The organism is Streptomyces sp. NPDC022552 (assembly GCF_055561875.1).
Genome location: NZ_JBVHGJ010000009.1, coordinates 263,089 through 288,969 on the forward strand (window position 1 = coordinate 263,089; position 25,881 = coordinate 288,969).

The 25,881-nt window shown below is 73.2% G+C and carries 25 protein-coding genes and 7 tRNA genes; 21 read left to right on the forward strand and 11 right to left on the reverse strand.

Going from position 1 to position 25,881, the window contains the following annotated elements:
* The first annotated feature begins 345 nt into the window (after positions 1-345).
* The 8 genes from ACZ3OF_RS23960 to ACZ3OF_RS23995 all read left to right on the forward strand — a co-directional run bounded on the left by ACZ3OF_RS23960 (position 346) and on the right by ACZ3OF_RS23995 (position 11,403).
* The gene (locus tag ACZ3OF_RS23960) at positions 346-1,398 is read left to right on the forward strand and encodes a methionine ABC transporter ATP-binding protein (RefSeq protein WP_361670852.1); all 1,053 of its coding nucleotides are present in this window, start codon (positions 346-348) and stop codon (positions 1,396-1,398) included.
* Positions 1,395-2,063: a methionine ABC transporter permease gene (locus tag ACZ3OF_RS23965; RefSeq protein ID WP_361670849.1), complete on the forward strand. Its 669-nt coding sequence runs from the start codon at positions 1,395-1,397 to the stop codon at positions 2,061-2,063. The genes ACZ3OF_RS23960 and ACZ3OF_RS23965 overlap by 4 nt, the downstream gene beginning before the upstream one ends.
* 91 nt (positions 2,064-2,154) lie before the next feature.
* Complete coding sequence (locus tag ACZ3OF_RS23970) at positions 2,155-3,012, forward strand: MetQ/NlpA family ABC transporter substrate-binding protein (RefSeq protein ID WP_361670845.1); 858 nt, start codon at positions 2,155-2,157, stop codon at positions 3,010-3,012.
* Positions 3,013-3,216: 204 nt separating this feature from the next.
* Positions 3,217-3,852, forward strand: a complete 636-nt coding sequence (locus ACZ3OF_RS23975) for a GNAT family N-acetyltransferase (protein ID WP_467306662.1) — start codon at positions 3,217-3,219, stop codon at positions 3,850-3,852.
* A gap of 70 nt (positions 3,853-3,922) precedes the next feature.
* The gene (gene cbiE / locus ACZ3OF_RS23980) at positions 3,923-5,128 is read left to right on the forward strand and encodes a precorrin-6y C5,15-methyltransferase (decarboxylating) subunit CbiE (protein WP_361670840.1); all 1,206 of its coding nucleotides are present in this window, start codon (positions 3,923-3,925) and stop codon (positions 5,126-5,128) included.
* 331 nt (positions 5,129-5,459) lie between these two features.
* Complete coding sequence (cobT, locus tag ACZ3OF_RS23985; protein ID WP_467306664.1) at positions 5,460-8,993, forward strand: nicotinate-nucleotide--dimethylbenzimidazole phosphoribosyltransferase; 3,534 nt, start codon at positions 5,460-5,462, stop codon at positions 8,991-8,993.
* Positions 8,994-9,269: 276 nt separating this feature from the next.
* Entirely contained in the window at positions 9,270-10,511 is a 1,242-nt protein-coding gene (gene cobA / locus ACZ3OF_RS23990; RefSeq protein ID WP_467306666.1) for a uroporphyrinogen-III C-methyltransferase, read from the forward strand.
* A gap of 73 nt (positions 10,512-10,584) precedes the next feature.
* Positions 10,585-11,403, forward strand: coding sequence for a TrmH family RNA methyltransferase (locus ACZ3OF_RS23995; protein ID WP_260230355.1), 819 nt, complete (start codon positions 10,585-10,587; stop codon positions 11,401-11,403).
* Positions 11,404-11,428: 25 nt separating this feature from the next.
* Here the strand turns inward: ACZ3OF_RS23995 and ACZ3OF_RS24000 are convergent, their stop codons facing one another.
* Positions 11,429-12,589, reverse strand: coding sequence for a serine/threonine-protein kinase (locus ACZ3OF_RS24000; protein WP_361670833.1), 1,161 nt, complete (start codon positions 12,587-12,589; stop codon positions 11,429-11,431).
* Positions 12,590-12,784: 195 nt separating this feature from the next.
* Between ACZ3OF_RS24000 and ACZ3OF_RS24005 the strand changes: the two genes are divergently transcribed.
* The 4 genes from ACZ3OF_RS24005 (at position 12,785) to ACZ3OF_RS24020 (ending at position 14,849) form a co-directional block, all read left to right on the forward strand.
* A complete protein-coding gene (locus ACZ3OF_RS24005; protein ID WP_260230356.1) occupies positions 12,785-13,018 on the forward strand; it encodes a hypothetical protein in 234 nt (77 codons plus the stop codon).
* A gap of 185 nt (positions 13,019-13,203) precedes the next feature.
* Entirely contained in the window at positions 13,204-13,371 is a 168-nt protein-coding gene (locus tag ACZ3OF_RS24010; RefSeq protein ID WP_361438831.1) for a hypothetical protein, read from the forward strand.
* 193 nt (positions 13,372-13,564) lie between these two features.
* Positions 13,565-14,521 carry a phosphotransferase family protein gene (locus ACZ3OF_RS24015; protein ID WP_361670830.1) on the forward strand — a complete coding sequence of 319 codons (957 nt, stop codon included), beginning with the start codon at positions 13,565-13,567 and terminating at the stop codon, positions 14,519-14,521.
* Between the two features lie 40 nt (positions 14,522-14,561).
* A complete protein-coding gene (locus ACZ3OF_RS24020; RefSeq protein WP_361438827.1) occupies positions 14,562-14,849 on the forward strand; it encodes a TFIIB-type zinc ribbon-containing protein in 288 nt (95 codons plus the stop codon).
* Positions 14,850-14,909: 60 nt separating this feature from the next.
* Here ACZ3OF_RS24020 and ACZ3OF_RS24025 read toward each other — a convergent pair.
* The 5 genes from ACZ3OF_RS24025 to ACZ3OF_RS24045 all read right to left on the reverse strand — a co-directional run bounded on the left by ACZ3OF_RS24025 (position 14,910) and on the right by ACZ3OF_RS24045 (position 15,397).
* A tRNA-Val gene (locus tag ACZ3OF_RS24025) sits at positions 14,910-14,981 on the reverse strand.
* Positions 14,982-15,027: 46 nt separating this feature from the next.
* Positions 15,028-15,099 (reverse strand) — tRNA-Val (locus ACZ3OF_RS24030).
* A 39-nt stretch (positions 15,100-15,138) separates the two neighbouring features.
* Positions 15,139-15,210, reverse strand: a tRNA-Val gene (locus ACZ3OF_RS24035).
* A 1-nt stretch (position 15,211) separates the two neighbouring features.
* Positions 15,212-15,285 (reverse strand) — tRNA-Cys (locus tag ACZ3OF_RS24040).
* A 39-nt stretch (positions 15,286-15,324) separates the two neighbouring features.
* Positions 15,325-15,397, reverse strand: a tRNA-Gly gene (locus tag ACZ3OF_RS24045).
* Positions 15,398-15,630: 233 nt separating this feature from the next.
* On the opposite strand from ACZ3OF_RS24045, the gene ACZ3OF_RS24050 reads away from it, so the two are divergent.
* Genes ACZ3OF_RS24050 through ACZ3OF_RS24060 form a run of 3 tightly spaced genes read left to right on the forward strand, consistent with a single transcriptional unit; the run spans position 15,631 to position 18,391 of the window.
* Complete coding sequence (locus ACZ3OF_RS24050) at positions 15,631-16,683, forward strand: chorismate-binding protein (RefSeq protein WP_467306672.1); 1,053 nt, start codon at positions 15,631-15,633, stop codon at positions 16,681-16,683.
* Entirely contained in the window at positions 16,680-17,510 is an 831-nt protein-coding gene (locus ACZ3OF_RS24055) for an aminotransferase class IV (protein ID WP_361670825.1), read from the forward strand. Before ACZ3OF_RS24050 ends, ACZ3OF_RS24055 begins: the two co-directional genes overlap by 4 nt.
* A 41-nt stretch (positions 17,511-17,551) precedes the next feature.
* Entirely contained in the window at positions 17,552-18,391 is an 840-nt protein-coding gene (locus ACZ3OF_RS24060) for a GNAT family N-acetyltransferase (protein WP_361670823.1), read from the forward strand.
* Positions 18,392-18,411: 20 nt separating this feature from the next.
* Here the strand turns inward: ACZ3OF_RS24060 and ACZ3OF_RS24065 are convergent, their stop codons facing one another.
* A complete protein-coding gene (locus tag ACZ3OF_RS24065; protein WP_361670821.1) occupies positions 18,412-18,927 on the reverse strand; it encodes a DsbA family protein in 516 nt (171 codons plus the stop codon).
* Positions 18,928-19,094: 167 nt separating this feature from the next.
* On the opposite strand from ACZ3OF_RS24065, the gene ACZ3OF_RS24070 reads away from it, so the two are divergent.
* Together ACZ3OF_RS24070 and ACZ3OF_RS24075 are read left to right on the forward strand one after the other, a co-directional pair.
* On the forward strand, positions 19,095-19,529 hold the full coding sequence (locus ACZ3OF_RS24070; protein WP_361670819.1) for a hypothetical protein: 435 nt from the start codon (positions 19,095-19,097) through the stop codon (positions 19,527-19,529).
* Between the two features lie 79 nt (positions 19,530-19,608).
* Positions 19,609-19,776 (forward strand): hypothetical protein, encoded by a 168-nt coding sequence (locus ACZ3OF_RS24075; RefSeq protein ID WP_361671445.1) that lies wholly within the window; start codon positions 19,609-19,611, stop codon positions 19,774-19,776.
* 16 nt (positions 19,777-19,792) lie between these two features.
* On the opposite strand, the gene ACZ3OF_RS24080 is transcribed toward ACZ3OF_RS24075, so the two are convergent.
* On the reverse strand, positions 19,793-20,350 hold the full coding sequence (locus tag ACZ3OF_RS24080) for a CGNR zinc finger domain-containing protein (protein ID WP_361438813.1): 558 nt from the start codon (positions 20,348-20,350) through the stop codon (positions 19,793-19,795).
* Between the two features lie 287 nt (positions 20,351-20,637).
* Positions 20,638-21,051, reverse strand: coding sequence for an SsgA family sporulation/cell division regulator (locus ACZ3OF_RS24085; protein ID WP_015032345.1), 414 nt, complete (start codon positions 21,049-21,051; stop codon positions 20,638-20,640).
* A gap of 210 nt (positions 21,052-21,261) precedes the next feature.
* Between ACZ3OF_RS24085 and ACZ3OF_RS24090 the strand changes: the two genes are divergently transcribed.
* Together ACZ3OF_RS24090 and ACZ3OF_RS24095 are read left to right on the forward strand one after the other, a co-directional pair.
* Entirely contained in the window at positions 21,262-21,684 is a 423-nt protein-coding gene (locus ACZ3OF_RS24090) for a TIGR02611 family protein (protein ID WP_361670816.1), read from the forward strand.
* A gap of 54 nt (positions 21,685-21,738) precedes the next feature.
* A tRNA-Val gene (locus tag ACZ3OF_RS24095) sits at positions 21,739-21,813 on the forward strand.
* 68 nt (positions 21,814-21,881) lie between these two features.
* On the opposite strand, the gene ACZ3OF_RS24100 is transcribed toward ACZ3OF_RS24095, so the two are convergent.
* Complete coding sequence (locus ACZ3OF_RS24100) at positions 21,882-24,374, reverse strand: SCO7613 C-terminal domain-containing membrane protein (protein WP_467306677.1); 2,493 nt, start codon at positions 24,372-24,374, stop codon at positions 21,882-21,884.
* An 83-nt stretch (positions 24,375-24,457) separates the two neighbouring features.
* On the opposite strand from ACZ3OF_RS24100, the gene ACZ3OF_RS24105 reads away from it, so the two are divergent.
* Both ACZ3OF_RS24105 and ACZ3OF_RS24110 read left to right on the forward strand, forming a co-directional pair.
* Entirely contained in the window at positions 24,458-24,907 is a 450-nt protein-coding gene (locus tag ACZ3OF_RS24105) for an SRPBCC family protein (protein ID WP_361670812.1), read from the forward strand.
* A 39-nt stretch (positions 24,908-24,946) separates the two neighbouring features.
* Positions 24,947-25,018 (forward strand) — tRNA-Val (locus tag ACZ3OF_RS24110).
* A gap of 63 nt (positions 25,019-25,081) precedes the next feature.
* Here ACZ3OF_RS24110 and ACZ3OF_RS24115 read toward each other — a convergent pair.
* Positions 25,082-25,807 (reverse strand): 3'-5' exonuclease, encoded by a 726-nt coding sequence (locus ACZ3OF_RS24115; protein WP_361438805.1) that lies wholly within the window; start codon positions 25,805-25,807, stop codon positions 25,082-25,084.
* Between the last annotated feature and the right edge of the window lie 74 nt (positions 25,808-25,881).

The following is a 25,881-nucleotide window of genomic DNA, read 5'->3' on the forward strand; positions in this document are numbered from 1 at the left end:
GACACCCCCGTTTTGGTCGAACAGGTGCGTGCTTTACTTGCAGACATGACCACGACGAGCAGCCGCACCCTTGCGACCGAGGCGATCACGACGCCCGGTGCTCGTTGTATGTGTCGAATGTGCGCCATCTGAGGGCCCCCGCCGAGCCTCGCGCCCCGAAGCGAGACCCCGACGGCCGAGCCGATCCGCCCGCCGAAACCGGCGCCGGACGTGCCCGCCCCGCGCACGCGCTGCCTTCCGGTTCACCCACCGAAGCCGGCCCACCTGCGCCTGACTGTCCGAACGACGAATGCCCCGTGCCCGGCGGACCCCGCGCCGCGCACTCGACAGTGACGGAAACCCCCTGTGATCACCACTTCGGGCCTGACCAAGGTCTATGAGTCGCGAGGCCGCCAGGTCACCGCTCTGGACGGCGTCGACCTCCACGTCCGCGAGGGCGAGGTGTACGGCGTGATCGGCCAGAGCGGCGCCGGCAAGTCCTCGCTCATCCGCTGCGTCAACCTCCTGGAGCGCCCCACCTCCGGCACCGTGACCGTGGACGGCGTCGACCTCACCGCGCTCGCCGCCACGGGCCGCCGCGCGGGCAAGGACCTGCGCCGCGCCCGCAGCAGCATCGGCATGGTCTTCCAGCACTTCAACCTGCTGTCCTCCCGCACGGTCAAGGACAACATCGAACTCCCCCTGGAGATCCTCGGCGTCTCCGGCGCCGAGCGCACCCGCCGTGCGCTGGAGCTCCTCGACCTCGTCGGCCTCGCCGACAAGGCGAAGGCCTACCCCGGTCAGCTCTCCGGCGGCCAGAAGCAGCGCGTCGGCATAGCCCGTGCCCTGGCCGGCAACCCCAAGGTCCTGCTCTCCGACGAGGCCACCAGCGCGCTCGACCCGGAGACCACCCGCTCCATCCTTCAGCTGCTGCGCGACCTCAACCGGCAGCTCGGCCTCACCGTCCTGCTCATCACGCACGAGATGGACGTCGTCAAGACGATCTGCGACTCGGCCGCGCTGATGCAGAAGGGCCGGATCGTCGAGTCCGGCACCGTGAGCGAACTGCTCGCCACCCCCGGCTCCGAGCTGGCCGCCGAGCTCTTCCCGGTCAGCGGCGCCCCCACCGGACCCGACCGCACGGTCGTCGACGTGACCTTCCACGGCGAGGCCGCCACCCAGCCGGTGATCTCCCAGCTCTCCCGTACGTACAACATCGACATCTCGATCCTCGGCGCCGCCATGGACACCGTGGGCGGCAAGCAGATCGGCCGGATGCGGATCGAACTGCCCGGCCGGTACGAGGAGAACGTCGTCCCCGTCGGCTTCCTGCGCGAGCAGGGCCTCCAGGTCGACGTCGTCGAAGAGGAGACCGCGCCCGAGGCGGCGCCCGCGCTCGTCAAGGAAGGTGCCAAGTGACCTGGTCGGAGATGCAGCCCCTCCTCGAGCAGGGCACGGTCGACACCCTCTACATGGTCCTGTGGGCCACGATCGTCACGATCGCCGGCGGACTGCCGCTCGGCATCCTCCTCGTCCTCACGGACAAGGGCGGCCTGCTGCAGAACACCGTCGTCAACAAGGTCGTCGGCGTGATCGTGAACATCGGCCGCTCGCTGCCGTTCATCATCCTGCTGATCGCCCTGATCCCCTTCACGACCTTCGTGGTCGGCACCTTCATCGGCCCCACCGCGATGATCGTGCCGCTCGCCATCGGCGCCATCCCGTTCTTCGCGCGCCTCGTCGAGACCGCGATCCGTGAGGTCGACCACGGCCTGGTCGAGGCCGTCCAGTCCATGGGCGGCTCCGTGACCACGATCGTCCGCAAGGTGCTCCTGCCGCAGGCGCTGCCCTCGCTGGTCTCCGGCGTCACCACCACCGTCATCGTGCTCATCGGTTACTCCGCGATGGCCGGCGCGGTCGGCGGCGAAGGCCTCGGCTCGAAGGCCATCACCTACGGATACCAGCGCTTCGACACCCAGTTCATGCTGGTCACCGTCGTCGTCCTGATCGCGATCGTCACCGTGGTCCAGCTCATCGGCGACCTCGCCGTCCGCCTCCTCGCCCGCCGAGGACGCACCGCCTGACCCACGGCGCCACCCCAGACTTCGTCCTTCGAAGAAGAGCCCGGACTTGTTGTCCAGGCGTCCACCGCACCACCAGAAAGAGGCACTCTTCGTGCGTAAGAACATCAAGCTCACCGCCGGTATCGCCGCCACCGCCGCGCTCGCCCTGGGCCTCACCGCCTGCGGCACCGCGTCGGACCCGTCCTCCGCGAAGGACGGCGCCGGCTCCGCCGACAAGCCGCTCGTCGTCGCCGCGTCCCCGACGCCGCACGCCGACATCCTGAACTACGTCAAGGACAACCTCGCCGCGAAGGAGGGCCTGAAGCTGGAGGTGAAGGAGTTCACGGACTACGTCCTGCCGAACACCGCCACCGAGTCCGGCCAGGTCGACGCCAACTTCTTCCAGCACAAGCCGTACCTCGACGACTTCAACAAGAAGAACAACACCCACATCGTCCCGGTGTTCAACGTCCACCTGGAGCCGCTCGGCCTCTACTCCAAGAAGGTCAAGGCCCTCTCGGACATCAAGGCCGGCCAGACCATCGCCGTCCCCAACGACACCACCAACGGCGGCCGCGCGCTCCAGCTGCTCGCCGAGAACGGTCTCATCACCCTCAAGGACGGCGTCGGCACCAACGCCAAGCTCTCCGACATCACGGACAAGAAGGGCCTGGAGTTCAAGGAGCTGGAGGCCGCCACCGTGCCCCGCGCCCTGAATGACGTGGACGCCGCCGTCATCAACGGCAACTACGCCATCGAGGCCAAGCTCTCGCCCGCCAAGGACGCCATCGCCCTGGAGAAGGCGGAGGGCAACCCGTACGCCAACTTCCTCGCCGTCAAGGAGGGCAACGAGAAGGACGCGCGCGTGCAGAAGCTCGCCAAGCTCCTCAACTCGCCCGAGGTGAAGAAGTACATCGAGGACACGTACACCGGCTCGGTCATCCCGGCCTTCGGCGCCGTCGCCAAGTAAGGCCCGCGGCACAGTCCTTGCGACGAGAGTCCGCAGTACAGTTCCTCACGACGAAGGCCTCCGCACCCCGTCCGGTGCGCGGGGCCTTCGCCGTATCCCGCCGTATCTGACGCCACATCGGACCCGGCCATGCACACCGGCGACTGCATGCTGCATGCTGTGCGTTCACGGTCGATTCGGACGGTTCACGGCATGGAGCTGCGCATGACTACCACCTTTCCGGACATCTCCATCAACACGGACCGGTTGGTGCTGCGCGCGCTCGAAGAGGCGGACGCGCCCGCCCTCACCGAGATGATGAACGACGAGATGGTCGCGGCCTGGACGGCCGTCCCCCAGCCCTTCACCGAGGACGGCGCGCTCCGCTGGATCACCGAGTACGCCCCCGCCGAACGCGAGGCCGGCCGGGGCCTCGGCCTCGCCGTCACCGAGTTCCTCACCCAGCGCCTCGTCGGCATCATCCAGCTGGGCAAGACCAATTGGCACGTCCGGTCCACCGAGATGTCGTACATCATCGCGCCCTGGGCCCGCGGCGAGGGATACGCCTCCGAAGCCGCCCTCGCCACCGCCCAGTGGCTCTTCGGCGACCAGGGATTCGAACGCATCGAGCTGCGCACCGCGGCCGACAACACCGCCTCCCAGCAGGTCGCCCAGAAGATCGGCTGCATCAGCGAAGGCGTCCTGCGCGGCGCCTGCATAGCCCGCACCCGCACCGAGGACGGCACCTGGGCCGACCTCCGCACCGACTTCATCGTCTGGGGACTGCTCCCCGAGGACCTCGAAGGCGTCGCCGACCAGATGGCGGAGGCCGGCTACTCCTCCTTCACCGACTGGAGCTGAGCCCGCAACCGAAGCCGGGTACCCTCGACACGCCCCCGACCTGCGACGAGACCTCAGGAGACTGACGACGATGGCCGACCGGGTCACGGTGATCGGCTGGGACGGATCGCCCCTCACCCCAGCGGCCCGGTCCGCGCTCTCCGCCGCGACGCTCGTGGCCGGCGCCGCGCACCACCTCGCCCTGCCCGAGGTCCCGCCGGGAGCCGAGCGGATCCGCCTCGGCAGCGTCGACCTCGCCGCCCGCCGCATCGCGGGCCACCGCGGCACCGCCGTCGTCCTCGCCGACGGCGACCCCGGCTTCTTCGGCGTCGTCCGCACCCTGCGCGCCCCCGAGCACGGCCTGGAGGTCGAGGTCGTCCCCGCCGTCTCCCCGGTCGCCGCCGCCTTCGCCCGCGCCGGCATGCCCTGGGACGACGCCCGGATCGTCGTCGCCCACCAGCGCACCCTGCGCCGCGCCGTCAACGTCTGCCGCGCCCACCCCAAGGTCGCCGTCCTCACCTCGCCCGGTGCCGGACCCGCCGAACTCGCCCTCCTGCTCGACGGCGTCCACCGCACGTTCGTCATCTGCGAGGAGCTCGGCACCGACCGCGAGCAGGTCACCGTCCTCACCTCCGACAAGGCCGCCGACCACGCCTGGCGCGACCCCAACGTCGTCATCGTCATCGGCGGCACGGCCGGCGCCCCGCCCGGAGGCTGGCTCATGGGCCAGGAGACCCCCGCCGTACGCGGCTGGGCCCTGCCGCCGGACGACTCCGCCGCCGCGCGCGGCGGCAGCGGCGAGGACCCCACCCTGCGCGCCGCCCAGCTCGCCCGCCTCGGCCCCCGCGTCGGCGACCTCGTCTGGGACATCGGCTGCGGCGGCGGCGCGCTCGCCGTCGAGGCCGCCCGCTTCGGCGCCGCCGTCATCGCCGTGGACGCCGACCCGGACGCCTGCGCCCGCACGGAGGCCGCCGCCCGCCGGCACGGCGTCCAGCTCCAGGCCGTACGAGGCCGCGCCCCGCACGTCCTCGAGCGGCTCCCCGAACCCGACGTCGTACGGATCGGGGGCGGCGGCGTGCCCGTCGTCACCGCCTGCACCGACCGCCGGCCCGAGCGGATCGTCGCCCACGCGTCCACCCGCGACGAGGCCGAGGCCATCGGCGCCGCCCTCACCGAGGGCGGCTACACCGTCGAATGCGCCCTGCTGCAGAGCGTCGGACTCGACCCCGGCGACTGGTCGGAACGCGACCGGTCCGTCGTCTTCCTGCTCTCCGGGCGCCGGTCGACCTCCCCTTAGCCGCGCCGGGGGCACCCCCACCCGTGATCGAAGCCGTCCACCCGGCCAGGTAGGCTGGCCGATCGTCGTACCGCACCGGACCTTCGGCCTTTTGTTCGCCAATGTCCGGAAGTAGTGACCGCTTCGGGTCGCTGATGTGGTACGCAGCGACCGGGGGACGCGCGACGTGGCGCAGTCCACAGCAAACCGTGGCGGATCCGCCTGTCATGACGGCCGATGGCCGCGACAATGCTGGGGTGTCCGCGCGTCATTCGTGCCGCACGGCGCGCACGCTCGTTCTTGTTGACGGGCGAAGGTCTGAAGGAGCACAACCGATGGGCGAGGGGTACGCATGACGGACACCGGCCAGGTCCCGGGCGAGGGGCTGCCGGAGAACGCAGGCATGGTCGAGCAGCCGGGCATCCCCGCTCCGGGCGCGTACACCTTCCTGGACCCCTCCGAGAGCGCAGCCGACGACGACGATCTGCTTCTGATGCCCGGCGCGCAGGGCGCGTGGAGCGAGCACCAGCCCGGCGCCGTCCCCGCGCCGCCGGTAGCCGTCCCCGCCCAGGTTCCGGCCCAGGCCTCCGCCCCGGGCATGATGCCGGGCCAGCTGCCGCCGCCCGGTGACCCGCTCACCGACCCGCTGGCCGGACCGATCGCCGACGCCCTGGCCGCCCAGGCCCCGATGGCCGCCCCGGTCGCCCACGAGGCCGTCTCCACCCCGGCGCACGGTGTCCCGACGGCCCCGGAGGCCGCGCACGGCATGCCCGTGGCGCCCGAGAACGTCCACCACGGCGTCTCGACCCCCGCGCACGGCGTGCCGATGCCCGTCGAGTCCGGTCAGATCCTCTCCACCCCCGCCCACGGCGTACCCGTGGCGTCGCAGGAGCCGTACGGCGCCGAGGTCGTGACCGACCACGGCTACGAGCCCGGGATCCTCGACACCGGCGCCCACGAGGCCGCCGGCCGCGACTCCGGTTCGGTGGACCTCGGTGGCGTACGCGTGCCGCCGTCGGTCTCCGTCCCGGCCGCGCCGCCCGCCCGCCGCCCCCTGCACATGGGCCCGCCGGTGCCGGAGACCAACGGGGGAGTCGTACGGTCCCTCGCCGACCGCGGCCCCGCCTCCGCCGTCCAGGCCCCCGCGCCCATGGCCGCGCCGGCCCCCGCCGCCGCGACGGCGCCCACCCCCGTCCCCAGCCGGGTCGCGGGTCCCCCGACGGCCGGCCCCGAGTACCTCGACATCCCCCAGGAGCAGCCGGCCGCCCCGGTCGCGCCCCAGCTCGGCGAGATGCCGCCGCAGGGCGGCGTTCCGTGGGACCCGCAGCCCCAGACGCACGTGCAGCAGCCGACGCCCGCAGAAACGGTCGGTCAGTTCGTCCAGGTCGAGGGAACGGTCCCGACGACCCCGCACCTGGCGCCGACGCCCGCCGCCGAACAGCCGTCGGCCGAGGCCCCCGTGACCGAGGAGCCCGCCGCCGAGGCGCCGACGGAGGTCCCCGCTCCCGTGGAGGCGTCCGCTCCGGTCGAGGCGCCCGCTCCGGTCGAGGCGCTCGTGGAGGAGACCCCCGTGGCCGTCCCGGCGCCGCGCGACGGCGGCCAGGCCGCCGCCGTACCCGTACCGCCGGCCGAGGAAGCCGCCGTCGTGGCGGCGCGGGAGCCCGAGGCCGCTGTCGAGACCCCCGCCGAAGCCGAGGTCGCGGCCGACGGCGAGGCCGTCGCCGAGCCGGTGGCGGAAGAGCCGGTGGCCGAGGAGCCCGCAGCAGCCGAACCGGTCGTCGAGCAGGCGGAGCCGGTCGTCGAGCCGGTCGAACTGACCGAGCACGTCGAGCCGGTCGACGAGGCCCCCGCGCAGGAGCCCGCCCCGGAGGCGCCGTCCGAGGAAGCGGTCGCGATCGCCGAGCCCGCCGTCGAGGCGGCCCCGGTCGCCGAGGAGACCGCCGTCCAGGAGCCGGCTGTCGAGGAGCCCGCCGTCGAGCAGCCGGTCCCGGACGAGGCTCTCGCCGACGAGACCGTTGTCGAGGCAGCGGACGCCGAGGCAGCCGACTCCGAGACCGCGGACGCCGAGGCCGCGGAGGCCCGGGCGGCCGACTCCGAGGCCGCGGACATCGAGGCGGAAGACATCGAGGCGGCCGGCGGCGACGAGCCCGTCGGTGCCCCGGCGCCCGGGTACGACGACGCCGAGCGCGAGGCCGTGCTCCGCGTCATGCGCGAGCGCCGCGACATCCGCAACGGCTTCCGCTCCGACCCGATCCCGCACGAGGTGCTGCTCCGCGTCCTGGAGGCCGCCCACACGGCCCCCAGCGTCGGCCACTCCCAGCCCTGGGACTTCGTGGTCATCCGCTCCGCCGAGACCCGCCGGAGCATGCACGAACTGGCCCAGCGCCAGCGCGAGGCCTACGCCAAGTCGCTGCCGAAGGCCCGGGCCAAGCAGTTCAAGGAACTGAAGATCGAGGCCATCCTCGACACCCCGGTCAACATCGTCGTGACCGCCGACCCCACGCGGGGCGGCCGGCACACCCTCGGCCGCTACACGCAGCCGCAGATGGCCCCGTACTCCTCGGCCCTCGCCGTCGAGAACCTCTGGCTCGCCGCCCGCGCCGAGGGCCTCGGCGTCGGCTGGGTCAGCTTCTTCGACGAGCGCGAGATGGTGCGCTCCCTCGGCCTGCCCGAGCACCTCGAAGTGGTCGCGTACCTCTGCGTCGGTTACGTCGACGAGTTCCCCGAGGAGCCCGAGCTGATGCAGGCGGGCTGGTCCAAGCGCCGCCCGCTGTCCTGGGTCGTCCACGAGGAGACGTACGGCCGCAGGGCGCTGCCCGGCGAGGAGCCGCACGACCTGCTCCAGGAGACCGTCGCCAACATCCGCCCGCTGGACGCCAAGGCGCTCGGCGAGGCGTGGGAGCGGCAGAAGCGCATGACGAAGCCCGCGGGGGCGCTCGGCATGCTGGAGATCATCGCCGCGCAGCTCTCCGGGCTCTCCCGGATGTGCCCGCCGCCGATCCCCGAGCCCGCGGCCGTCGCGATCTTCGCCGGCGACCACGGCGTGCACGCCCAGGGCGTCACCGCGTGGCCCCAGGAGGTGACCGGCCAGATGGTCGCGAACTTCCTCGGCGGGGGAGCGGTCTGCAACGCCTTCGCGAACCAGGTGGGCGCCGAGGTCTGTGTCGTCGACGTGGGCGTCGCCTCGGACCTGCCGGCCACGCCCGGTCTGCTGCCCCGCAAGGTCCGCGCTGGTACGGGTGACTTCACGACCGGTCTCGCGATGACCCGCGAGGAGGTGCTCGGCGCGATCGAGGTGGGCATCGAGACCGCCCGGGACCTCGTGGCGGCGGGCAACAAGGCACTGCTGACCGGCGAGATGGGCATCGCGAACACCACCGCTTCCGCGGCGCTGATCTCCGTGTACACGGGGGTCGACCCGGTCGAGGTGACCGGTCGCGGCACCGGCATCAACGACGAGATGCACGCGCGCAAGGTGGACGTGGTCCGTCGCGCCCTGGACCTCCACAAGCCGGACCCGGCGGACCCGATCGGTGTCCTCTCGGCGGTCGGCGGCCTGGAGCACGCGGCGCTCGTCGGCCTGATCCTGGGCGCGGCCTCGCTGCGTACCCCGGTCGTCCTGGACGGCGTCTCGACGGGCGCGGCGGCGCTCGTGGCCCGGGCGATCGCGCCCGAGTCCCTGGCGGCCTGCATCGCGGGCCACCGCAGCGCCGAGCCGGGCCATGTGGCGGCCCTCAACAAGCTGGGCCTGCGCCCCCTGGTCGACCTCGACCTCCGCCTCGGCGAGGGCACCGGCGCCCTGCTGGCCCTCCCGATCGTCCAGAGCGCGGCCCGCGCGATGCACGAGGTCGCGACGTTCGACTCGGCCGGCGTCACGGAGAAGTAGCCCGCGGCCCGGGTCCTCGGGGCCCGGGCTTCGCCCCCCGCTGTCGTGGGCACCCGCTCCGCCGGGGAAGAGTGAGGGACCGGAGCGGCGCGGCTCCCGGTCCGCCCCTCGATGCGGTCAGGGTCTCCACGGGCAGGGACATCCGTCACAGGCCGCCCGCCCCCGGTGACCGATATCGTGGGCACCGATCACCGCATCGATCACCGCACCGCGCCCCACCAGCCGCTTCACCGCCGCAGCGGCCCCTACCCCGCCCCTCCGAGGAGCCGCACACCCATGGCCGACCCCGTCGAGACCGCCGCGTACCCCGCCTACCCCGTCGGACTCCGCCTCTCCGGCCGGCGCGTCGTCGTCCTCGGCGGCGGCCAGGTCGCCCAGCGCCGGCTCCCGGCCCTGATCGCGGCAGGCGCCGACGTCACCCTGATCTCCCCGTCCGCCACCCCGTCCGTCGAGGCGATGGCCGAGGCCGGCGAGATCACCTGGGTCAAGCGCCGTTACGAGGACGGGGACATGGCCGACTCCTGGTACGCCCTCGTGGCCACCAGCGACCCCGTCGCCAACGCCGCCGCGTCCGCCGAGGCCGAGCGGACCAAGACCTGGTGCGTGCGGTCCGACGACGCCGATGCGGCCACCGCCTGGACCCCGGCCACCGGCCGCAGCGAGGGCGTGACCGTCGCCGTGCTCACCGGCCACGACCCCCGCCGGTCCGCGGCCGTGCGGGACGCGATCGTGGAGGGCCTGCGGGACGGTTCCCTCGCGGCCCCGCCGCACCGTTCCCGTACCCCCTTCGTGGCGCTGGTGGGCGGCGGCCCCGGCGACCCCGACCTGATCACGGTCCGCGGCCGCCGGCTGCTCGCCGAGGCGGACGTCGTCATCGCCGATCGCCTCGGCCCCCGGGACCTGCTCGACGAGCTGCCGCCGCACGTCCAGGTGATCGACGCGGCGAAGATCCCGTACGGCCGGTTCATGGCGCAGGAGGCCATCAACAACGCGCTGATCGAGCACGCCAAGGCGGGCAGGTCGGTCGTACGGCTCAAGGGCGGCGACCCGTTCGTCTTCGGCCGTGGCATGGAGGAGGCCCAGGCGCTGGCGGCGGAAGGCATCGCCTGCACCGTCGTCCCCGGCATCTCCAGCTCGATCTCCGTCCCCGGCGCGGCCGGCATCCCGGTGACGCACCGCGGCGTGGCCCACGAGTTCACGGTCGTCAGCGGCCATGTGGCGCCCGACGACCCGCGCTCCCTCGTCGACTGGGCGTCGCTCGCCAAGCTCACCGGCACGCTGGTGATCCTGATGGGCGTCGACAAGATCGGGAAGATCGCCGAGACGCTCGTCGCGCACGGCAAGTCCCCCGAGACACCGCTCGCCCTCGTCCAGGAGGGCACCACCGCCACCCAGCGCCGCGTGGACGCCACGCTGGCCACGGTCGCGGAGACGGTGAAGGCCCATGAGGTCCGCCCGCCGGCCGTGATCGTCATCGGCGACGTGGTCGCCGAGGGCCCCGACAAGCTCGTGAAGTAACCCGCGACCAGGGGCGTTCGAACCCCCCGTCGCACACATTGGCACCGCACCCCGGACAAGGCAGTATCACCTCGTGGCCGAACTCATCACGATCGACGATCCCGACGACCCGCGCCTGCGCGACTACACCGGCCTGACCGATGTGGAGCTGCGCCGCAGGCGCGAGCCCGCCGAGGGTCTGTTCATCGCCGAGGGCGAGAAGGTCATCCGCCGGGCCCGGCAGGCCGGGTACGAGATGCGGTCGATGCTGCTCTCCGCCAAGTGGGTCGACGTCATGCGCGACGTCATCGACGAGGTCCCGGCGCCCGTGTACGCGGTGCAGCCGGAACTCGCCGAGCGCGTCACCGGCTACCACGTGCACCGCGGGGCCCTCGCCTCGATGCAGCGCAAGCCGCTGCCGAGCGCCGAGGACCTGCTCCGTACGACCCGCCGGGTCGCCGTGATGGAGTCGGTCAACGACCACACCAACATCGGCGCCATCTTCCGCAGCGCGGCCGCCCTCGGCATGGACGCGGTGCTGCTCTCGCCGGACTGCGCGGACCCGCTGTACCGCCGGTCCGTGAAGGTCTCCATGGGCGCGGTCTTCTCCGTCCCGTACGCCCGTCTGGACACCTGGCCGCGCGGCCTGGAGGCGGTACGGGAGGCGGGCTTCAAGCTGCTCGCCCTCACGCCGGACGAGAAGGCCTCCCCGATCGACGTGGCCGCCCCGCACAAGCTCGAACGGGCCGCGCTGATGCTCGGCGCCGAGGGCGACGGCCTGTCCACGCAGGCGCTGCGCGCGGCGGACGAGTGGGTGCGCATCCCGATGGCCCACGGCGTCGACTCGCTCAACGTGGGCGCGGCGGCGGCCGTGGCCTTCTACGCGGTGGCGAGCGGCCGCCCGCAGGACTGACCGCCGGGCGGACCCGAGGCGCGCTCTAGCCCTGGAGGGCCTGCGCGGCGGCGATCCCCAGGGCGACGACCAGCGTCACCACGACGAAGACGAAGAGCCGCTGTCGCAGCAGCCGCGGATTGGCCGGACGGCGCCCGGTCGAGGTCGTGCGCGCGCCGCCGGGCCGGGAGGGCGCGGGACGTCCGTTCGGCCGGGACTGCGACGCACGCGCGGAGCCGCCGCCCGTACGGGGCGCGGACGGCCGTGAGGCGGGGCCCTGGTCCCGCCCCTGCGTCGTGCGCTCGGTGTACCGCTCCGTCGGCCGGCTGCCGGTCGACTGCTCCGTACGCTCCCGCTGCACCGGCGGGCGCCCCGCGGGCAGCCCCTGCGCCTCGCGGGCGGCGATCTCCTTGAGCCGCATCGACAGCTGGAGGGTGCTCGGCCGGTCCTCGGGATCCTTGGCCAGACACGCCCTGACGAGCGGGGCCAGCGCGTCCGGTACGCCGCCGAGCTGCGGCTCCTCGTGGACCACCCGGTAGAGCATGACCTCCGAACTGCCGTGCCCGAACGGCGAGTCCGCCATCGCCGCGTAGGCCAGCGTGGCGCCGAGCGAGAAGACGTCCGTGGCCGGGGTGACGGCCGCGCCGCGCACCTGTTCCGGCGCGAGGAAGCCGGGGGAGCCGACGGCCGTGCCCACGTGGGTCAGGGTGCTGGCGCCGGTGGCCCAGGCGATGCCGAAGTCGATGATCCGCGGGCCCTTGGGCGACAGCAGGATGTTCGAGGGCTTGAGGTCCCGGTGGACGACCCCGGCCTCGTGGACGGCGACCAGGCCCTCCGAGAGCGCCGCCCCGATCGCGGCCACGTCGGCGGCCCGCAGCGGACCCTCCTCGGCGACCCGGTCGTGCAGCGACGGGCCGGGCACGTACTGGGTGGCGAACCACGGGCGGTCGGCCTCCAGGTCGGCGGCGACCAGCCGGGCCGTGCAGCCGCCCCGGATCCGGCGGGCCGCGGAGACCTCGCGCGCGAAGCGCGACCGGAACTCCTGGTCCTCGGCAAGATCCGGCCGGATCACCTTCAGCGCCACCCGCTGTCCGCGCCGGTCCGACCCCAGGTACACGACCCCCATCCCGCCGGCCCCGAGCCGGCGGTGGAGCCGGAACGACCCGACGATCCGCGGATCCTCGCGCCGGAGCCGCATCATCGCCATGTCCGTCCCCTCGTCCGTTCGACGTGGCACAGCTTACGTATCGACGACCCGGTGTGCTCATAGGCCGCGCCCTCGCGCAGGGATCGATTGTCAGTGCTGGGGAGGACACTTGAGGGGTGGTCAGGACGGCGGCGCGGCTGCCCGTCCGGGCCACGGGATTCTCCAACATCCAATCGCAGAAGGGGGATTCGGCCGATGAAGGGTGATCGCGTGGAGATAGTCGTGGACGCGGGGGACACGACACGGACGTACGAAGTGGTGGCAAGCCGGGCGGGCCGGAGGGTGGAGACGGCCGTACGGCGAGGGGTCGTGGAAGTGAGCGAAGTCACGCGCACGGGGGTGGTCGTCCGGACGGCCCGATTCATGGCGAGCCGGGTCCTCGCACTGGTCGAACAGCCCGTCCCTCTCAGGGAAGACCCTCAGACCTAGCCCCGACCCTCCACCCTGGGGAGTACGCCGAACGGTGTTCGTCATCCTCCGGGAGGCCCGGAGATCGGTACGCGGGCATGACGTCCGGCCGCCCCCCGATCCCTAATCTTGAAGTCAAGCGGCGGGTGAGCACTCGTCCCCCGAGGTCAACACCCGCCGCTGCCAGACACGACAGGAGAGGACCCATGGCGTATTCGGCACCGCGGATCAGCACCCGACCTTCGGGCCGCCGTCACCCCCTGGTGGCGACCGCCATGGTCCTCCCTCTCGCGACCCTGCTGGTCGTCGCCTTCGGCGGCTGGGACGCAGTGGTCACACAGGCGTCGTCCGTGGGCGTGATGCTGGGGCGCTGAGCGGCGCCCCGGACCCGGGAGAGCGGCCCGGGTCGGGGACATCCGGCCAACAACCCCGTGGGGACGGGGGTGCGGCGGACGGCAGCGTGTGGCCGGTCAGCTGGGGAGCTGACCGGCCCTCGCGCTTTCCCGGGGCACCGGTCGCGGTCCCCCGAGCCCGCCGGGCCATCGCGGCAGCGCGTACGCTCCCCGCGTGGAGCACGCCGACCTCGAACAGCTGAGCGCCCTCGCGCGCGACGCCGCGCACCGGGCGGACGCCGCCTGCCCGTGCGCCTCGCACACCCGGACCGTCCTCGCCGACCGGGACGACGGCACCGTCGTCCGTCACGGGGCGGTCGTCGTCAAGGCCCACGCCCCCGGCACCGACCCCGAACAGCACGCGGCTCGGATCGCCGTCGCAGCCCTCGGCGCGCTGGCCGGCATCCTGCTCCCGCCCCACACCCACTCCACGGGCCAGGGCCAGGGCCACCCCATGGGCACCCTCGGCGCCCGCCCGCTCACGGCCTGGCCCTACGGCGCCCCCGTCGACCCGGACGATCCCGACGCCGCGCCCTGGGAGGACGCCGCCCGGCTCCTCGCCCGCCTCCACCGCACCCCGCCGCCCGCCGGCCTCCCGCCCATGCGCGCCCCGGCCAAGGCCGCCCACGCCGTCGAGCGGATGCGCCGCTCCGGCGCGCCCCGCGCCGCCGTCGAGACCGTGCTGCGCGCCTGGCGCACCCTCCCCGGGGAGCCGACGGCCGGCCGCCTCCTCTGCCACGGCGACTTCCACCTCGGCCAGCTCGTGCGCGACCCCCGTACCCCGGAACGCCCCTGGGTCCTCATCGACGTGGACGACCTCGGCCTCGGCGACCCCGCCTGGGATCTGGCCCGCCCCGCCGCCTGGTTCGCCGCCGGACTCCTGTCCCCGGACGTCTGGTCCCGCTTCCTCGACGCGTATGTGCAGGCCGAGGGCCCCGCCGTCGCCGCCGGCGACCCCTGGGTGCAACTGGACGTCCCCGCCCGCGCCCTGACCGTCCAGACGGCGGCGCTCGCCCTTGCCAAGTCCACCGCCGAGCGGCGCCCCCTCGACGAGGTCGAGGACGTGATGATCGACACGTGTGCCCGAATCGGGTCGCTCCGAACCGAGTTGGCCCGGCCTGCGTCCCCCTAAGCTGAAAGCACCCATCGAACGGCAGGGAGTTGAGCCGACCATGCAGTGTCCCAAGTGCCATGCAGCGATGCACACGTACAACCGCAACGGCGTCCAGATCGAGCAGTGCAGCGGGTGCCGGGGGATATTCCTGGACTACGGCGAGCTCGAGGCCCTGACCCGGCTCGAGTCCCAGTGGGTGCAGCAGGCCCCGCCCGCGCCCGCCCCGCCGGCCTACCCGGCTCACGGTGCCCCCGCCGCCCCCGCCTGGGGCGCCCCGCACCACGGCGGCCACCACGGCGGTCACCACCACCAGCGCGGCTTCGGCCGGATGCTCTTCTCCTCCTGAGAAGCGGGGACACGACGGAGCCCCCGGTCGCGAGAGGCGACCGGGGGCTCCGTCGTACGGTGCGCGATACTGGGATTGAACCAGTGACCTCTTCCGTGTCAGGGAAGCGCTCTCCCGCTGAGCTAATCGCGCGGGACGGTCCCAAACCATACAGGACCAGGGTTTACTGCGTGCTGCGTGCGCGATACTGGGATTGAACCAGTGACCTCTTCCGTGTCAGGGAAGCGCTCTCCCGCTGAGCTAATCGCGCGGGACGGTCCATGCGGACCGGATCTTCGGTTGTTCTGCGTGCGCGATACTGGGATTGAACCAGTGACCTCTTCCGTGTCAGGGAAGCGCTCTCCCGCTGAGCTAATCGCGCTTGGAGGTGGAGACGGGATTTGAACCCGTGTAGACGGCTTTGCAGGCCGTTGCCTCGCCTCTCGGCCACTCCACCAGGAGTGAATACGGGGGGTCGGGAAGATCCCCCACATCGAGCGGACGACGAGATTCGAACTCGCGACCCTCACCTTGGCAAGGTGATGCTCTACCAACTGAGCCACGTCCGCTTGTCGTTTCCGTTCCGCTTGCGCGTCCCGGCGACGTGTTGAACTCTAGCGGATTCCTGGGCCAGCACAAAAACGCGTTTCCGCAGCGTGCTGAGCTGCGCAGGGAGCCGGGTGGCCGAGAGCGTTCGCGCGGCGTTCACTCCCCGTGTCCCCGGGGTGGCGCGCAGCCGCGCTCGCGCGAGCCTCCGCACCGGACGCCGCACCGCCCCCTCCCGCGCGCCTAGACTCGATCCGTGCACGACCTTGCTCCTCTGGCCCGCTTCGGCGGCCTCGTCGCGACCGACCTGCGGGACGTCACCAGCGACCCCGCGGCCCTGGACTCCGTCGGCTTCTGGGCCGTCTCCGCGGACTTCGAGGGCCGTCTGACCTGCGCCCGCTTCGGTGACGTACGGGTCGACACCGTCCCCGCCCCCACCCCGGGCGCCTGGCGCGGCCCCGCCGCCGACGACTGGACGTCGTCCCTCGACCGCGCCGCGTACACGGCGGGCGTCCGCCGCATCCGCGAGCACATCGCGCGCGGCGAGGTCTACCAGGCGAACCTCTGCCGCGTGATGTCCGCGCCGCTGCCCGACCCCGACGCGGCCGACGTCGACGCCCTCACCGCGCTGCTGGCGCGCGGCAACCCCGCTCCGTACGCCGGAACGATTCGGCTGCCCGCCCACGGGGTGGAGATCGCCACCGCGTCCCCCGAGCTCTATCTGCGCCGCACGGGCACCACCGTCGAGTCCGGCCCGATCAAGGGCACCGGGAGGACCGCCGAGGACCTGCTCGAGAAGGACCACGCCGAGAACGTGATGATCGTGGACCTCGTACGGAACGACCTCGGCCGGGTCTGCGCCACCGGCTCGGTCACCGTGCCCGAGCTCTGCGCCGTCGAACCGCACCCGGGCCTGGTCCACCTCGTCTCCACCGTCCGCGGCGAGCTCGACGAGAAGGCGGGCTGGGCGGAGCTGCTCGCCGCGACCTTCCCGCCGGGCTCCGTCACGGGCGCCCCGAAGTCGAGCGCCCTGCGGATCATCGAGGCCCTGGAGACCACGCCCCGCGGCCCGTACTGCGGAGGCATCGGCTGGGTCGACGCCGACCGCCGTACCGCCGAGCTCGCCGTCGGCATACGGACCTTCTGGATCGACCGCCCCGAGGGCGTGCTCCGCTTCGGGACCGGTGCCGGCATCACCTGGGGCTCCGACCCCGAGCGGGAGTGGGCGGAGACCGAACTGAAGGCGTCCCGTCTGCTGGCGGTAGCGTCGGGCGCGTACGAGGCGAGCGGAAAGGCCATATCTCGATGAAACTGTGGGTCAACGGCGGACTGCGCGACGCGGAGGAAGCCCAGGTGTCCGTCCTGGACCACGGGCTGACGGTCGGCGACGGCGTCTTCGAAACGATCAAGGCCGTACGTGGCGAGACCTTCGCCCTCACCCTCCACCTGGAGCGCCTCACCCGCTCGGCGCGCGGCCTCGGCCTGCCTGACCCGGACCTCGACGAGGTCCGCCGCGCCTGCGCCGCGGTCCTGGAGGCCAACCCCATGGAGCTCGGCCGGCTCCGCATCACGTACACCGGAGGTCTCTCCCCGCTCGGCTCCGAGCGCGGCGACACCGGCGCCAGCCTCGTCGTGGGGCTCGGCGAGTCCGGCCGGCGCCCCGACTCCACCGCCGTGATCACGGTCCCCTGGACCCGTAACGAGCGCGGTGCGCTCACCGGCCTGAAGACCACCTCCTACGCCGAGAACGTCGTCGCCCTCGCCAGGGCGCGCGAACAGGGCGCCTCCGAGGCGCTGTTCGCCAACACGGTCGGGCAGCTGTGCGAGGGCACCGGCTCCAACGTCTTCGTCGTGCTCGACGGCCGCGTCCACACCCCTCCCGTCTCCTCCGGCTGCCTCGCCGGCATCACGCGCGCCCTCGCGGTCGAGTGGACCGGCGCGATCGAGACCGACCTGCCGCTGGACGTCCTGGAGAGCGCCCAGGAGATCTTCCTGACCTCGACCCTCCGCGACATCCAGGCCGTGCACCGGGTCGACGGCCGTGAACTGACCCCCGCCCCGGGGCCGGTCACGGCGAAGGCGATGCGGATCTTCGACGAGCACGCGGCGGCCGACAAGGACCCGCACGCGCGATAAAGGGATGACGGACGGCCGCCGGGGTGGGTAGAACACCGATGATGACCACCACCCTGCGGCCGGCCGAGCCGCTTCAGCAGACCCCCGACGGCGGACGCGCACGCGTCTACGACGTCTGTGTGAACAGCCGCCGCGTCGGCTCCGTGCGCCTATCCACCGCACCCGGCTTCGGAACCGGCGCCGGTGTGATCGAGGACCTCGGCATCGACGAGAAGGACCGCCGTCGCGGCCGGGGCACGGTCGCCGCGCTCGCCGCCGAGGAGGTGCTGCGCGGCTGGGGGTGCGGCGAGGTCCAGATCTCCGTGGCGGTGCGGGCGGAGGCCGCGCTGCGGATGGCGCAGGCCCTCGGCTACACCGAGCGCAGCCGGAACATGGTCAAGGAGCTCCCGGCGGAGCCGCCCGCGCTGCCGCCCGGCCTCGAGGTCCGCCCCATGACGGAGGCGGAGTTCGGGCCGTGGGAGGCGGACGCCCGGGAGGGCTTCGCGCAGAGCTGGATCGAGCGGGGCGTTCCCGAGGACCAGGCCCGCGCCAAGTCCGACTCCAGCCACCGCGAGCTGCTGCCGCAGGGCCTGCGCTCCCCGGGGGCGGCGATCAGCGTGGCGGTACGGGACGGAGAGACCGTCGGCCATGTCTGGACGGGCGCCCGCGAGCTGGAGCCGGGGATCCAGGGGCGGTACGTCTACGGCATCGAGGTCGCCGAGGGGCACCGGGGCCACGGCTACGGCCGCGCCCTGATGCTGCTCGCCGAGCGGGACACGCTCGGCGCCGGGGAGCGCCTGCTCGGACTCCATGTCTTCACGGGCAACACCCCGGCGATCCGGCTCTACGAGTCGCTCGGCTACCGGACGACCCACGTCAACAGCTACAAGGCGTTGCTCTAGCCGTCGCGGCGGAGGGCAGCTCAGCCGGCGAGCAGCCGGTCGGCGATCTCCTCGATGCGCGCGCGCAGACCGTCCTGGCTCTGGCCGCCGTCCAGTCGCTCGCCGCCGACGACATAGGTCGGCGTACCGGTGACCTTGATGGCCTTGCCCTCCGCCTGGTCGGCGTCGACGGTCAGCAGATGCCGTCCGTCGATCAGGGCGGTGTCGAACTCCTCGGCGTCCAGGCCCAGTTCGCGCGCCACGTCCAGGAGGACCGGCTCGCCGCGCTCGCCCAGCTCCCCGGTCCTGGCCAGCAGCGCCTCCACGTACGGCCAGCCCTTGCCCTGCTCGATCGCCTCCTCCGCGGCCTGCGCGGCGGCGTAGGCGTGCTTGTGCTTCTCCAGCGGGAAGTGCCGCAGCTGTACGTCGATCCGGTCGCCGTACCTCTCGCGCAGCGCGCGCACGTCGTCGAGCGCGCGGAAGCAGTCGGGGCACTGGAGGTCGAACCAGGCCTCCACGGTGACGGGGGAGGCGGACGGGGTGGTGGAGTCGCTCATGGGAGCAGTCTTCCAGCCCCCGCCGGCACGGCCCAACCGGGACCTGGGGAGGAGATCCGGCCGGGGCGACCCGGAGATCTCCCTGAGGTCCGCCCGGCGACATGGCCGTGGACCGCCTCGGCGGTGCAGGATGGAAGGGACGTATCGCCCTGGCCCAGGAGGATCGCATGCTCGCCGAGACCATCTTTTCCGCGGTGTCCGTGGCGGGCCTGGGCATCGCCGCGATCACGGCGTACCGCAAGCGGTTCCTCGCCGCGGCACGGATCGCCGCCTACTCCCTCGTGCCCGTCGGTCTGGTGATGACCGGGGCGGTGGAGTGGGCGTTCGACACGGCCTTCAGCCCGACCGCCTGGGCCGGTTTCGGTGTGCTCGGCGTGGCCTGGCTGCTCTTCATTTCCACCCGCGCCGTCGAGCGGCGCAGGTCGGGGCGTCAGGCGGCCCTGCAGGCAGAGAAGGGTGAGCGGCCCGGCGCCGTCGCCCCGGCCGCCTCCGCACCCTCGCTCGGCCAGGGCCGGCGCGGTGCGGCCCCGAAGCCGCAGGGCTCGACGGCGGGGGACGACTTCAGCGACATCGAGGCGATCCTGAAGAAGCACGGGCTCTGAGATCCGTCGCATCCACGGGATGTGATGAACTCCCCCTTCCGAGGGGCGTGTTGCGGGCCGTCCCACGGGGCGCTGCGCCATGATCGCCCCCGAGATGCTCGATACCTCGCGGGATCACGCCCCCGCCTCCACCGAAGAGCCGCGCGGTTGTCTGTTCGCGCTCTCCCAGCCGCCGCTGATGATCTTCCTCGCGGTGATCGGCTGTCTGCTCCTGATGGCCGCCGTGCACGACCTCTTCCTGCTGTGAGGCGGCACGTGGCCGCTCAGCCGGCCGCTTCCTTGCGGCGCGCCCGGTACGCGGCGACGTGGAGCCGGTTACCGCAGGTGCGGCTGTCGCAGTAGCGGCGTGACCGGTTGCGGGAGAGGTCGACGAAGGCCCGGCCGCAGTCGGGCGCCTCGCACCGCCGCAGCCGCTCCTGCTCGCCCGCGACGACGATGAACGCCAGCGCCATCCCGCAGTCCGCGCCGAGGTGGTCGGCGACCGAGGCGCCCGGCGCGAAGTAGTGCACATGCCAGTCGTAGCCGTCGTGGTCGGTGAGCTGCGGAGTCGTGCCCGCGGCGGCGACCAGCTGGTTGATCAGCGTGGCCGCTATCCGGGCGTCCGGCGCGGCGAAGACCGCCGCGAACCTGGCCCGTACCCCCTGGACGGCCTTCAGGTCGTCCTCGTCGAGCTCGCGCACGTCACTGATGTCGTGGGCCCGCACGAAGGTGCGCAGCGCTGGGACGTCCGCGAGTTCGTCCTCGCGGTCGCCCTGGGGGGCGGTGTTCATCAGATCGACGACGGTGTCGAGGGCGATCCGGGTGTCGTGGGGAATCAGCACGATTCGCTCCCTGGGCGGCTGCGGGCGGGCGCCCGCGGAATTGCGCTGACTCTAGCGGCTTCGCCGCGCCTCGCCGGGAGAGGTCCGAAAGCGGGCCGGTGCGGGGCCGAAACCCTGCCCCGACCGTGTGCGCCTGGCCACGGCCTGTGGCCGACGGCCCGGGAACGGGCAGCGGCGCCCTCCTCCGCGCCGGCTGCGCGGTGAGGACGCCGTTGTCTGCCGTATGCGATTGTCCGCGCGGCGCCGTCGCCCCGAGTCGGACGGCGCCGTGCGGCTCTCTGCCTGGCTCAGCTGTCGGCCAGGATGTGGGAGAGCTCCGTGTCGAGATCGAAGTGCCGGTGCTCGGTGCCGGGCGGCACCGCGGCGTCGGTCCGCTTCAGGAACGACTCCAGGGCCCTCGCCGGGGCCTCGAGCAGGGCTTCGCCCTCGGGGGAGCTCAACGCGATGCAGACGACGCCCTGACCGTGACTGCGGGACGGCCAGACTCTGACGTCGCCGGTGCCGGTGGGCCGGTGCAGCCCCTCGGCGAGAAGGTCGCGGGCGAAGACCCACTCGACCGTCTCCTCGGCTCCGGTGTGGAAGGTGGCGTGCACGGCATACGGATCGGCCGTGTCATACCGCAGGCCCGCGGGTACAGGCAGTGAGGACTCGCTCGACACAACGAGGCGCAGGTGCAGCTCGCAGCTGACCGTGGTGTTCATAAGCGCCAGGGCCTTTCGCTCAGTGTGCGCTCGGGGATTCGCACGTCGGCGAAATCGACATGCCACCTACGGTGCCGTTGTAAACCCCTCTGTCTGTTTTGTGATCGTTCAGGTAGCTCGTATGGGGGTGTGTGACTTTCGGTAATACCGCCATATGAGTGAGGCGGCTCTGTCCGGTGGTGAGGGTGCGCTGTCCGGTAAGTTGGGACCATGAATGCGGAGAGTGACGAGCGCACCGGGGAGTCCGCGGCCGACGGGGAGTCCGAGCTGGGATCCCGGGCCCCCGAGTTCATCAAGGCCCGGCGGACCCTGCACCTGAGCTGGCAGGTCGGAGTCTTCATCGTGGGACTGGCGGTGGTGGGCGCGGGCGTCGTCATGCTGCCCCTGCCCGGCCCCGGCTGGCTGGTGATCTTCGGCGGCATGGCGATCTGGGCCACCGAGTTCGTCTGGGCGCAGCTCGTGCTCCGCTGGACGAAGCGGAAGGTCACCGAGGCGGCGCAGCGCGCGCTCGACCCGAAGGTCCGGCGGCGCAACATCATCCTGACCACGATCGGTCTGGTGATCATCGGAGCACTGCTCGGTTTCTACCTCTGGAAGTACGGCTTCGTCATGCCGTGGAAGATCAACGAGTGACCCGGGGGACGGTCTGGGCACCGGCTGACATGCGGTAATGTTTGCGGTGCGCCCGGGCGATTAGCTCAGTGGGAGAGCGCTTCGTTCACACCGAAGAGGTCACTGGTTCGAACCCAGTATCGCCCACCACCCGGACCGAAGGCCCGGAGACTGGATCCAGTCTCCGGGCCTTCGGCGTTCCCCGTCCCTCGGCAGGGTCACCGCATACGGCCGAGCCGCTCCCGGAGGCGGCGGGCGTCCCGGAGCCGCTGCTCGTACGTCGCTCCGACGGCCAGGAGCAGCAGACCGGCGAGCGCCGGCGGCAGCCAGCGGGGGAGGGCTCCTACGGCCTGGACGACGTACGGTGCCAGCTCGTGCAGCCCGTCGAGGGCGAGGACCGTGCCGCCGAGCACCAGAAGCGCCTGGAGCCGGAACCGTGCGCCCAGCAGCGTCACCACGAGCGCTCCGACCCCGAGGAGCAGCGGACGCTGCCAGTCCGGGTCCGCCCAGGCGGCGAAGAGACTCGGCACGAGCGTGGCCGCGAGACCGGGGCCGTACGCGACCCAGGACGAGGCCTCCGGGTCGCGGCGCCGCCGGAGCACTCCGATCACCAGGGCGGGCAGGGTGACGGGCAGCGTGTACGCCTCCGGCGTCGTCACCTCCCAGACGGCCAGGCGCACCCAGGTCGCCAGGAGGAACAGCGCCCCCGCCGTCCATGAGGCGAACGGCCGGCGCTCGGGCCTGACGGCCGTGGCGGCGGCGATCACGCCGGCGAGCGCGAGGACGAGCGCGAGGAGGGCCGGCCGGGAGGCCGTCGCCGCCGTGCCGACCGCCGGCAGTGCGACGGCGGCGCCGGTGAGCTCCACCGGCAGCGCGACCGGATGGCGCCGGAGGCGCCCGCCGAGCAGGGCGGTGGCGGCGGGAACGAGGAGCAGGGCCAGGGCGGTGTGCCCGCCCTGGAGCTCCGCCGCGGCAGCCGCGGCGGACACCAGACCGGCCGCCACGACGACCGCCGCACAGGCGGCGACGGTCCGCCGGGCCCCCTCGGAGGAGGACGCACCCGCCACGAGAAGCCCCAGGAGCACCCCGAGCGCCGCGAAGGTCGCACCCCGTGTGTCCAGGGCCACCGCGACCGCGCCCACGGCGGACACGAGCCCGCACCCGAACGCGCTCCACCCGAGCACCTCCCGGGGCGGCACGGCCCCGGAGGCGCCGGCCGGCGCGGCGACGCCCCACCCGGCCCACCGCGGCGCGTGGCCGTCCCCGGCGTCCGCCTGCTCGGCGGCCGCGCCATCGGAGGCGCCAGGCGCCGGGAGGCCCCGCACGAGCCGTCCCGGGCGGGACGCCAGGGCGAGGGCCGTCGCGGCCGTCAGGAGGTGGAGGGTCAGGGTCGGTACGTAGGGGAGTTCCAGGGAGAGCGGGAGCGCCGTCAGGGCCGCCCACGCCAGGAGGAGCGCCGTGCAGCGGGACCACAGAAGGGGCAGGGCCGCGAAGGCCGCGGCCGCGACGAGCAGGACCACCGGGGCCGTCGACGGGTACCAGGCGAGGACCCGGTCCGCGTGCGTGCCCGACCAGACCGGAGTCGTCCGCGCGAGCGGGCCGAGCAGCGCCGCCGCGGCCGGCGGGAGGGCCCACAGCACACCCAGGGCCAGTACCCCCGCGCCCGCGCCCGCCAGACCCGTCCGCACCGCACGCGGGGCCGCCGTGCCCGTACGCGGAACCGCCGCCAGGAGCACCGCGCACAGCACGTACCCCGGGACCTCCCAGTCGCCCGGCAGCGCCGGGCGAAGGAGACCGCCCGCCGCCGCGACCAGCGCGAGCCCCGCCACCACCGACGCGGCCACCGCGGCCCGGGCCACCCTCGCCCAGCTGCCTCCGCGAGGCGCCCCCACCGCCACGGACAGCGCCACCGCGGCGCAGGCGAGCAGCAGCGCGCCCGCCGGCAGGGGAGAGGAGAGCGAGAGGCCGCCGCCCGCGAGCAGCGCCCAGCCGCCCAGGACACCGGCCCCCACGGCTGCCGTACCGCGCACCGCCGCCGGCTTCGCCCGGAGCACCACGGCCAGATCCACGACCGCCGTCGCCAGCGCCGCCCAGCCCAGCGCCAGCGGGCCGCCGTCCGCGGCCAGGACGGCCAGCGGCAGGGGGAGTTGGGCCGTCACCACAGCCACCGGCAGCGGAGTCCGCAGCCGCCCGAGCGCCGACCCGTACGCCGTCCACGCACCCGCGAGCACCGCCGAGGCCACGGCGGCGAAAGCCCGGCCGTCCGTCTCCGGGAGCGCCACCCGGTGCAGCGCGTACGCGTCCAGGACCATCAGGACCAGCCCCAGGGCCGCGACCGCCTCCGCCGTCGAGCCGAGCCCCCGGCGCAGCAGGACCACCGGCACCGCCAGCGCCGCGGACGTCACGACGGCGAGGACCGCCGCCCGGCCTCCGATCCCCATCGAGCCCCAGCTGACCAGCGTGAAGGCGAGCGCGGCGATCGTCAGCAGCACCCCGCCCAGCGTGAGCAGCACGTTCTGCGCGCTGCGCGGCGTCGAGTCCCCGACCGGCCCGGCCGCGGGCCGCGGCGGCGCCGGGAAGGCCGCCGGAGCGTTCAGCACGTGCAACAGCCAGGCCCGGCGGGTCAGCAACTGGGACCGGCGAGCGTCGAGTCGGGCCAGCTCGCGGTCGACGAGCACGAGTTCGTCGGCGGGCGGGAGAGCGTTGTCCATGCCCGGAGTGTGCTCCGGACCACAGTCCGGAACCATGCGCGCGGGTACTCATCTCCGGGCCTGAGTACGTACACACTGGGGTCATGGACTGGTGTCGCTACCGCTTCCGCAGCGTCTGGCAGCTCGCCGCCCCGCCCGACGCCGTCTACGCCGTGCTCGAACGCGCCGAGGAGTACCCCAGCTGGTGGCCCCAGGTCCGTGAGGTCGTCCCCGTCGACGACGTCACCGGTACCGCCCGGTTCCGTTCCTTCCTCCCGTACGACCTCGTCGTCACCGTCGAGGCCCGGCGGCGGGATCCCGCCGCCCACGTCCTGGAGATCGGGCTCCACGGCGACCTGAAGGGCTGGGCGCGCTGGACGCTCGCCGCCACCGAGGGCTCCCGTACCCGCGCGGTCTACGAGCAGGAGGTCGAGGTGACCAGCCCCCTGATGCGCCGGCTCGCCGTCCCCGGGCGGCCCGTCTTCCGCGCCAACCACGCCCTCATGATGCGCGCGGGACAGCGCGGACTGGCGGCCCACCTGCGCGCGGTTTGAACGAAGCCCGCGGAAACCTGTATGGTTCAACCCGTTCCCGGGCGATTAGCTCAGCGGGAGAGCACTTCGTTCACACCGAAGGGGTCACTGGTTCGATCCCAGTATCGCCCACCGGGAGAGGCCGGTCCGTCGAATGGCGGACCGGCCTTCCGCATTCCCGGCCCTGTTCCGGCCTCACGCCGCCGTCCGCAGCTCCGGGCGGAGCGGCCACGCCGGATCCACCGTCTCCGGCGTCCCGTTGCGAGTGAACCACGCCTGCAGCCCGCGCGCCTGCGCCGCGTGCCAGACCGCCTGCAGGGTGTGCAGCTCCGCCGGCGACAACCGCTCGAGCCGTGCCGCGAAACGCCGCGCCACCGCCCGTACGACATCCAGCGAGGCCGTCGCGTCGGCCGCGGCGTCGTGCGCGCCGTCCAGCTCCACGCCGTAGTGCGCGCAGAGGTCCGTCAGCGTCCGCCGGCCCTTGCGGTACCGGTCCAGATGCTTGTCGAGCACCCGCGGATCCAGTACGCACAGCGGGGTGTTCTCCAGATAGCGGCCCAGCGAGGAAGCGCGGTGGCGGCGCAGCTCGCGGTCCAGGATCGTCAGATCGAAGGGGGCGTTCATCACCACCAGCGGCCGGCCGGCGGCGCACTGCTCGGCCAGCGCCCGCCCCAACTCCTCCATGACCGGCGCGGGCCAGCGCCCGTTCCGCTGGAGATGATCGTCCGTCAGTCCATGGACCTCCGTGGCCGCAGGGGGCACCGGAATCCCGGGGTTGACCAGCCAGCGCGTGACCCGCGGACGCCCGCCGGCCGTGTCCTGGACGACGAGCGCGGCCGAGACGATCCGGTCCTGCTCGACGTCAACTCCCGTGGTTTCCGTGTCGAATGCGGCCAGGGGCCCCTCATACCAGTGCGTCATCCCCGAACTCCTCGCACATATGCGGCAGATGGCGATCCCCCTGCCCGAAACGGTGATACCCGGGCTGTTTGCCC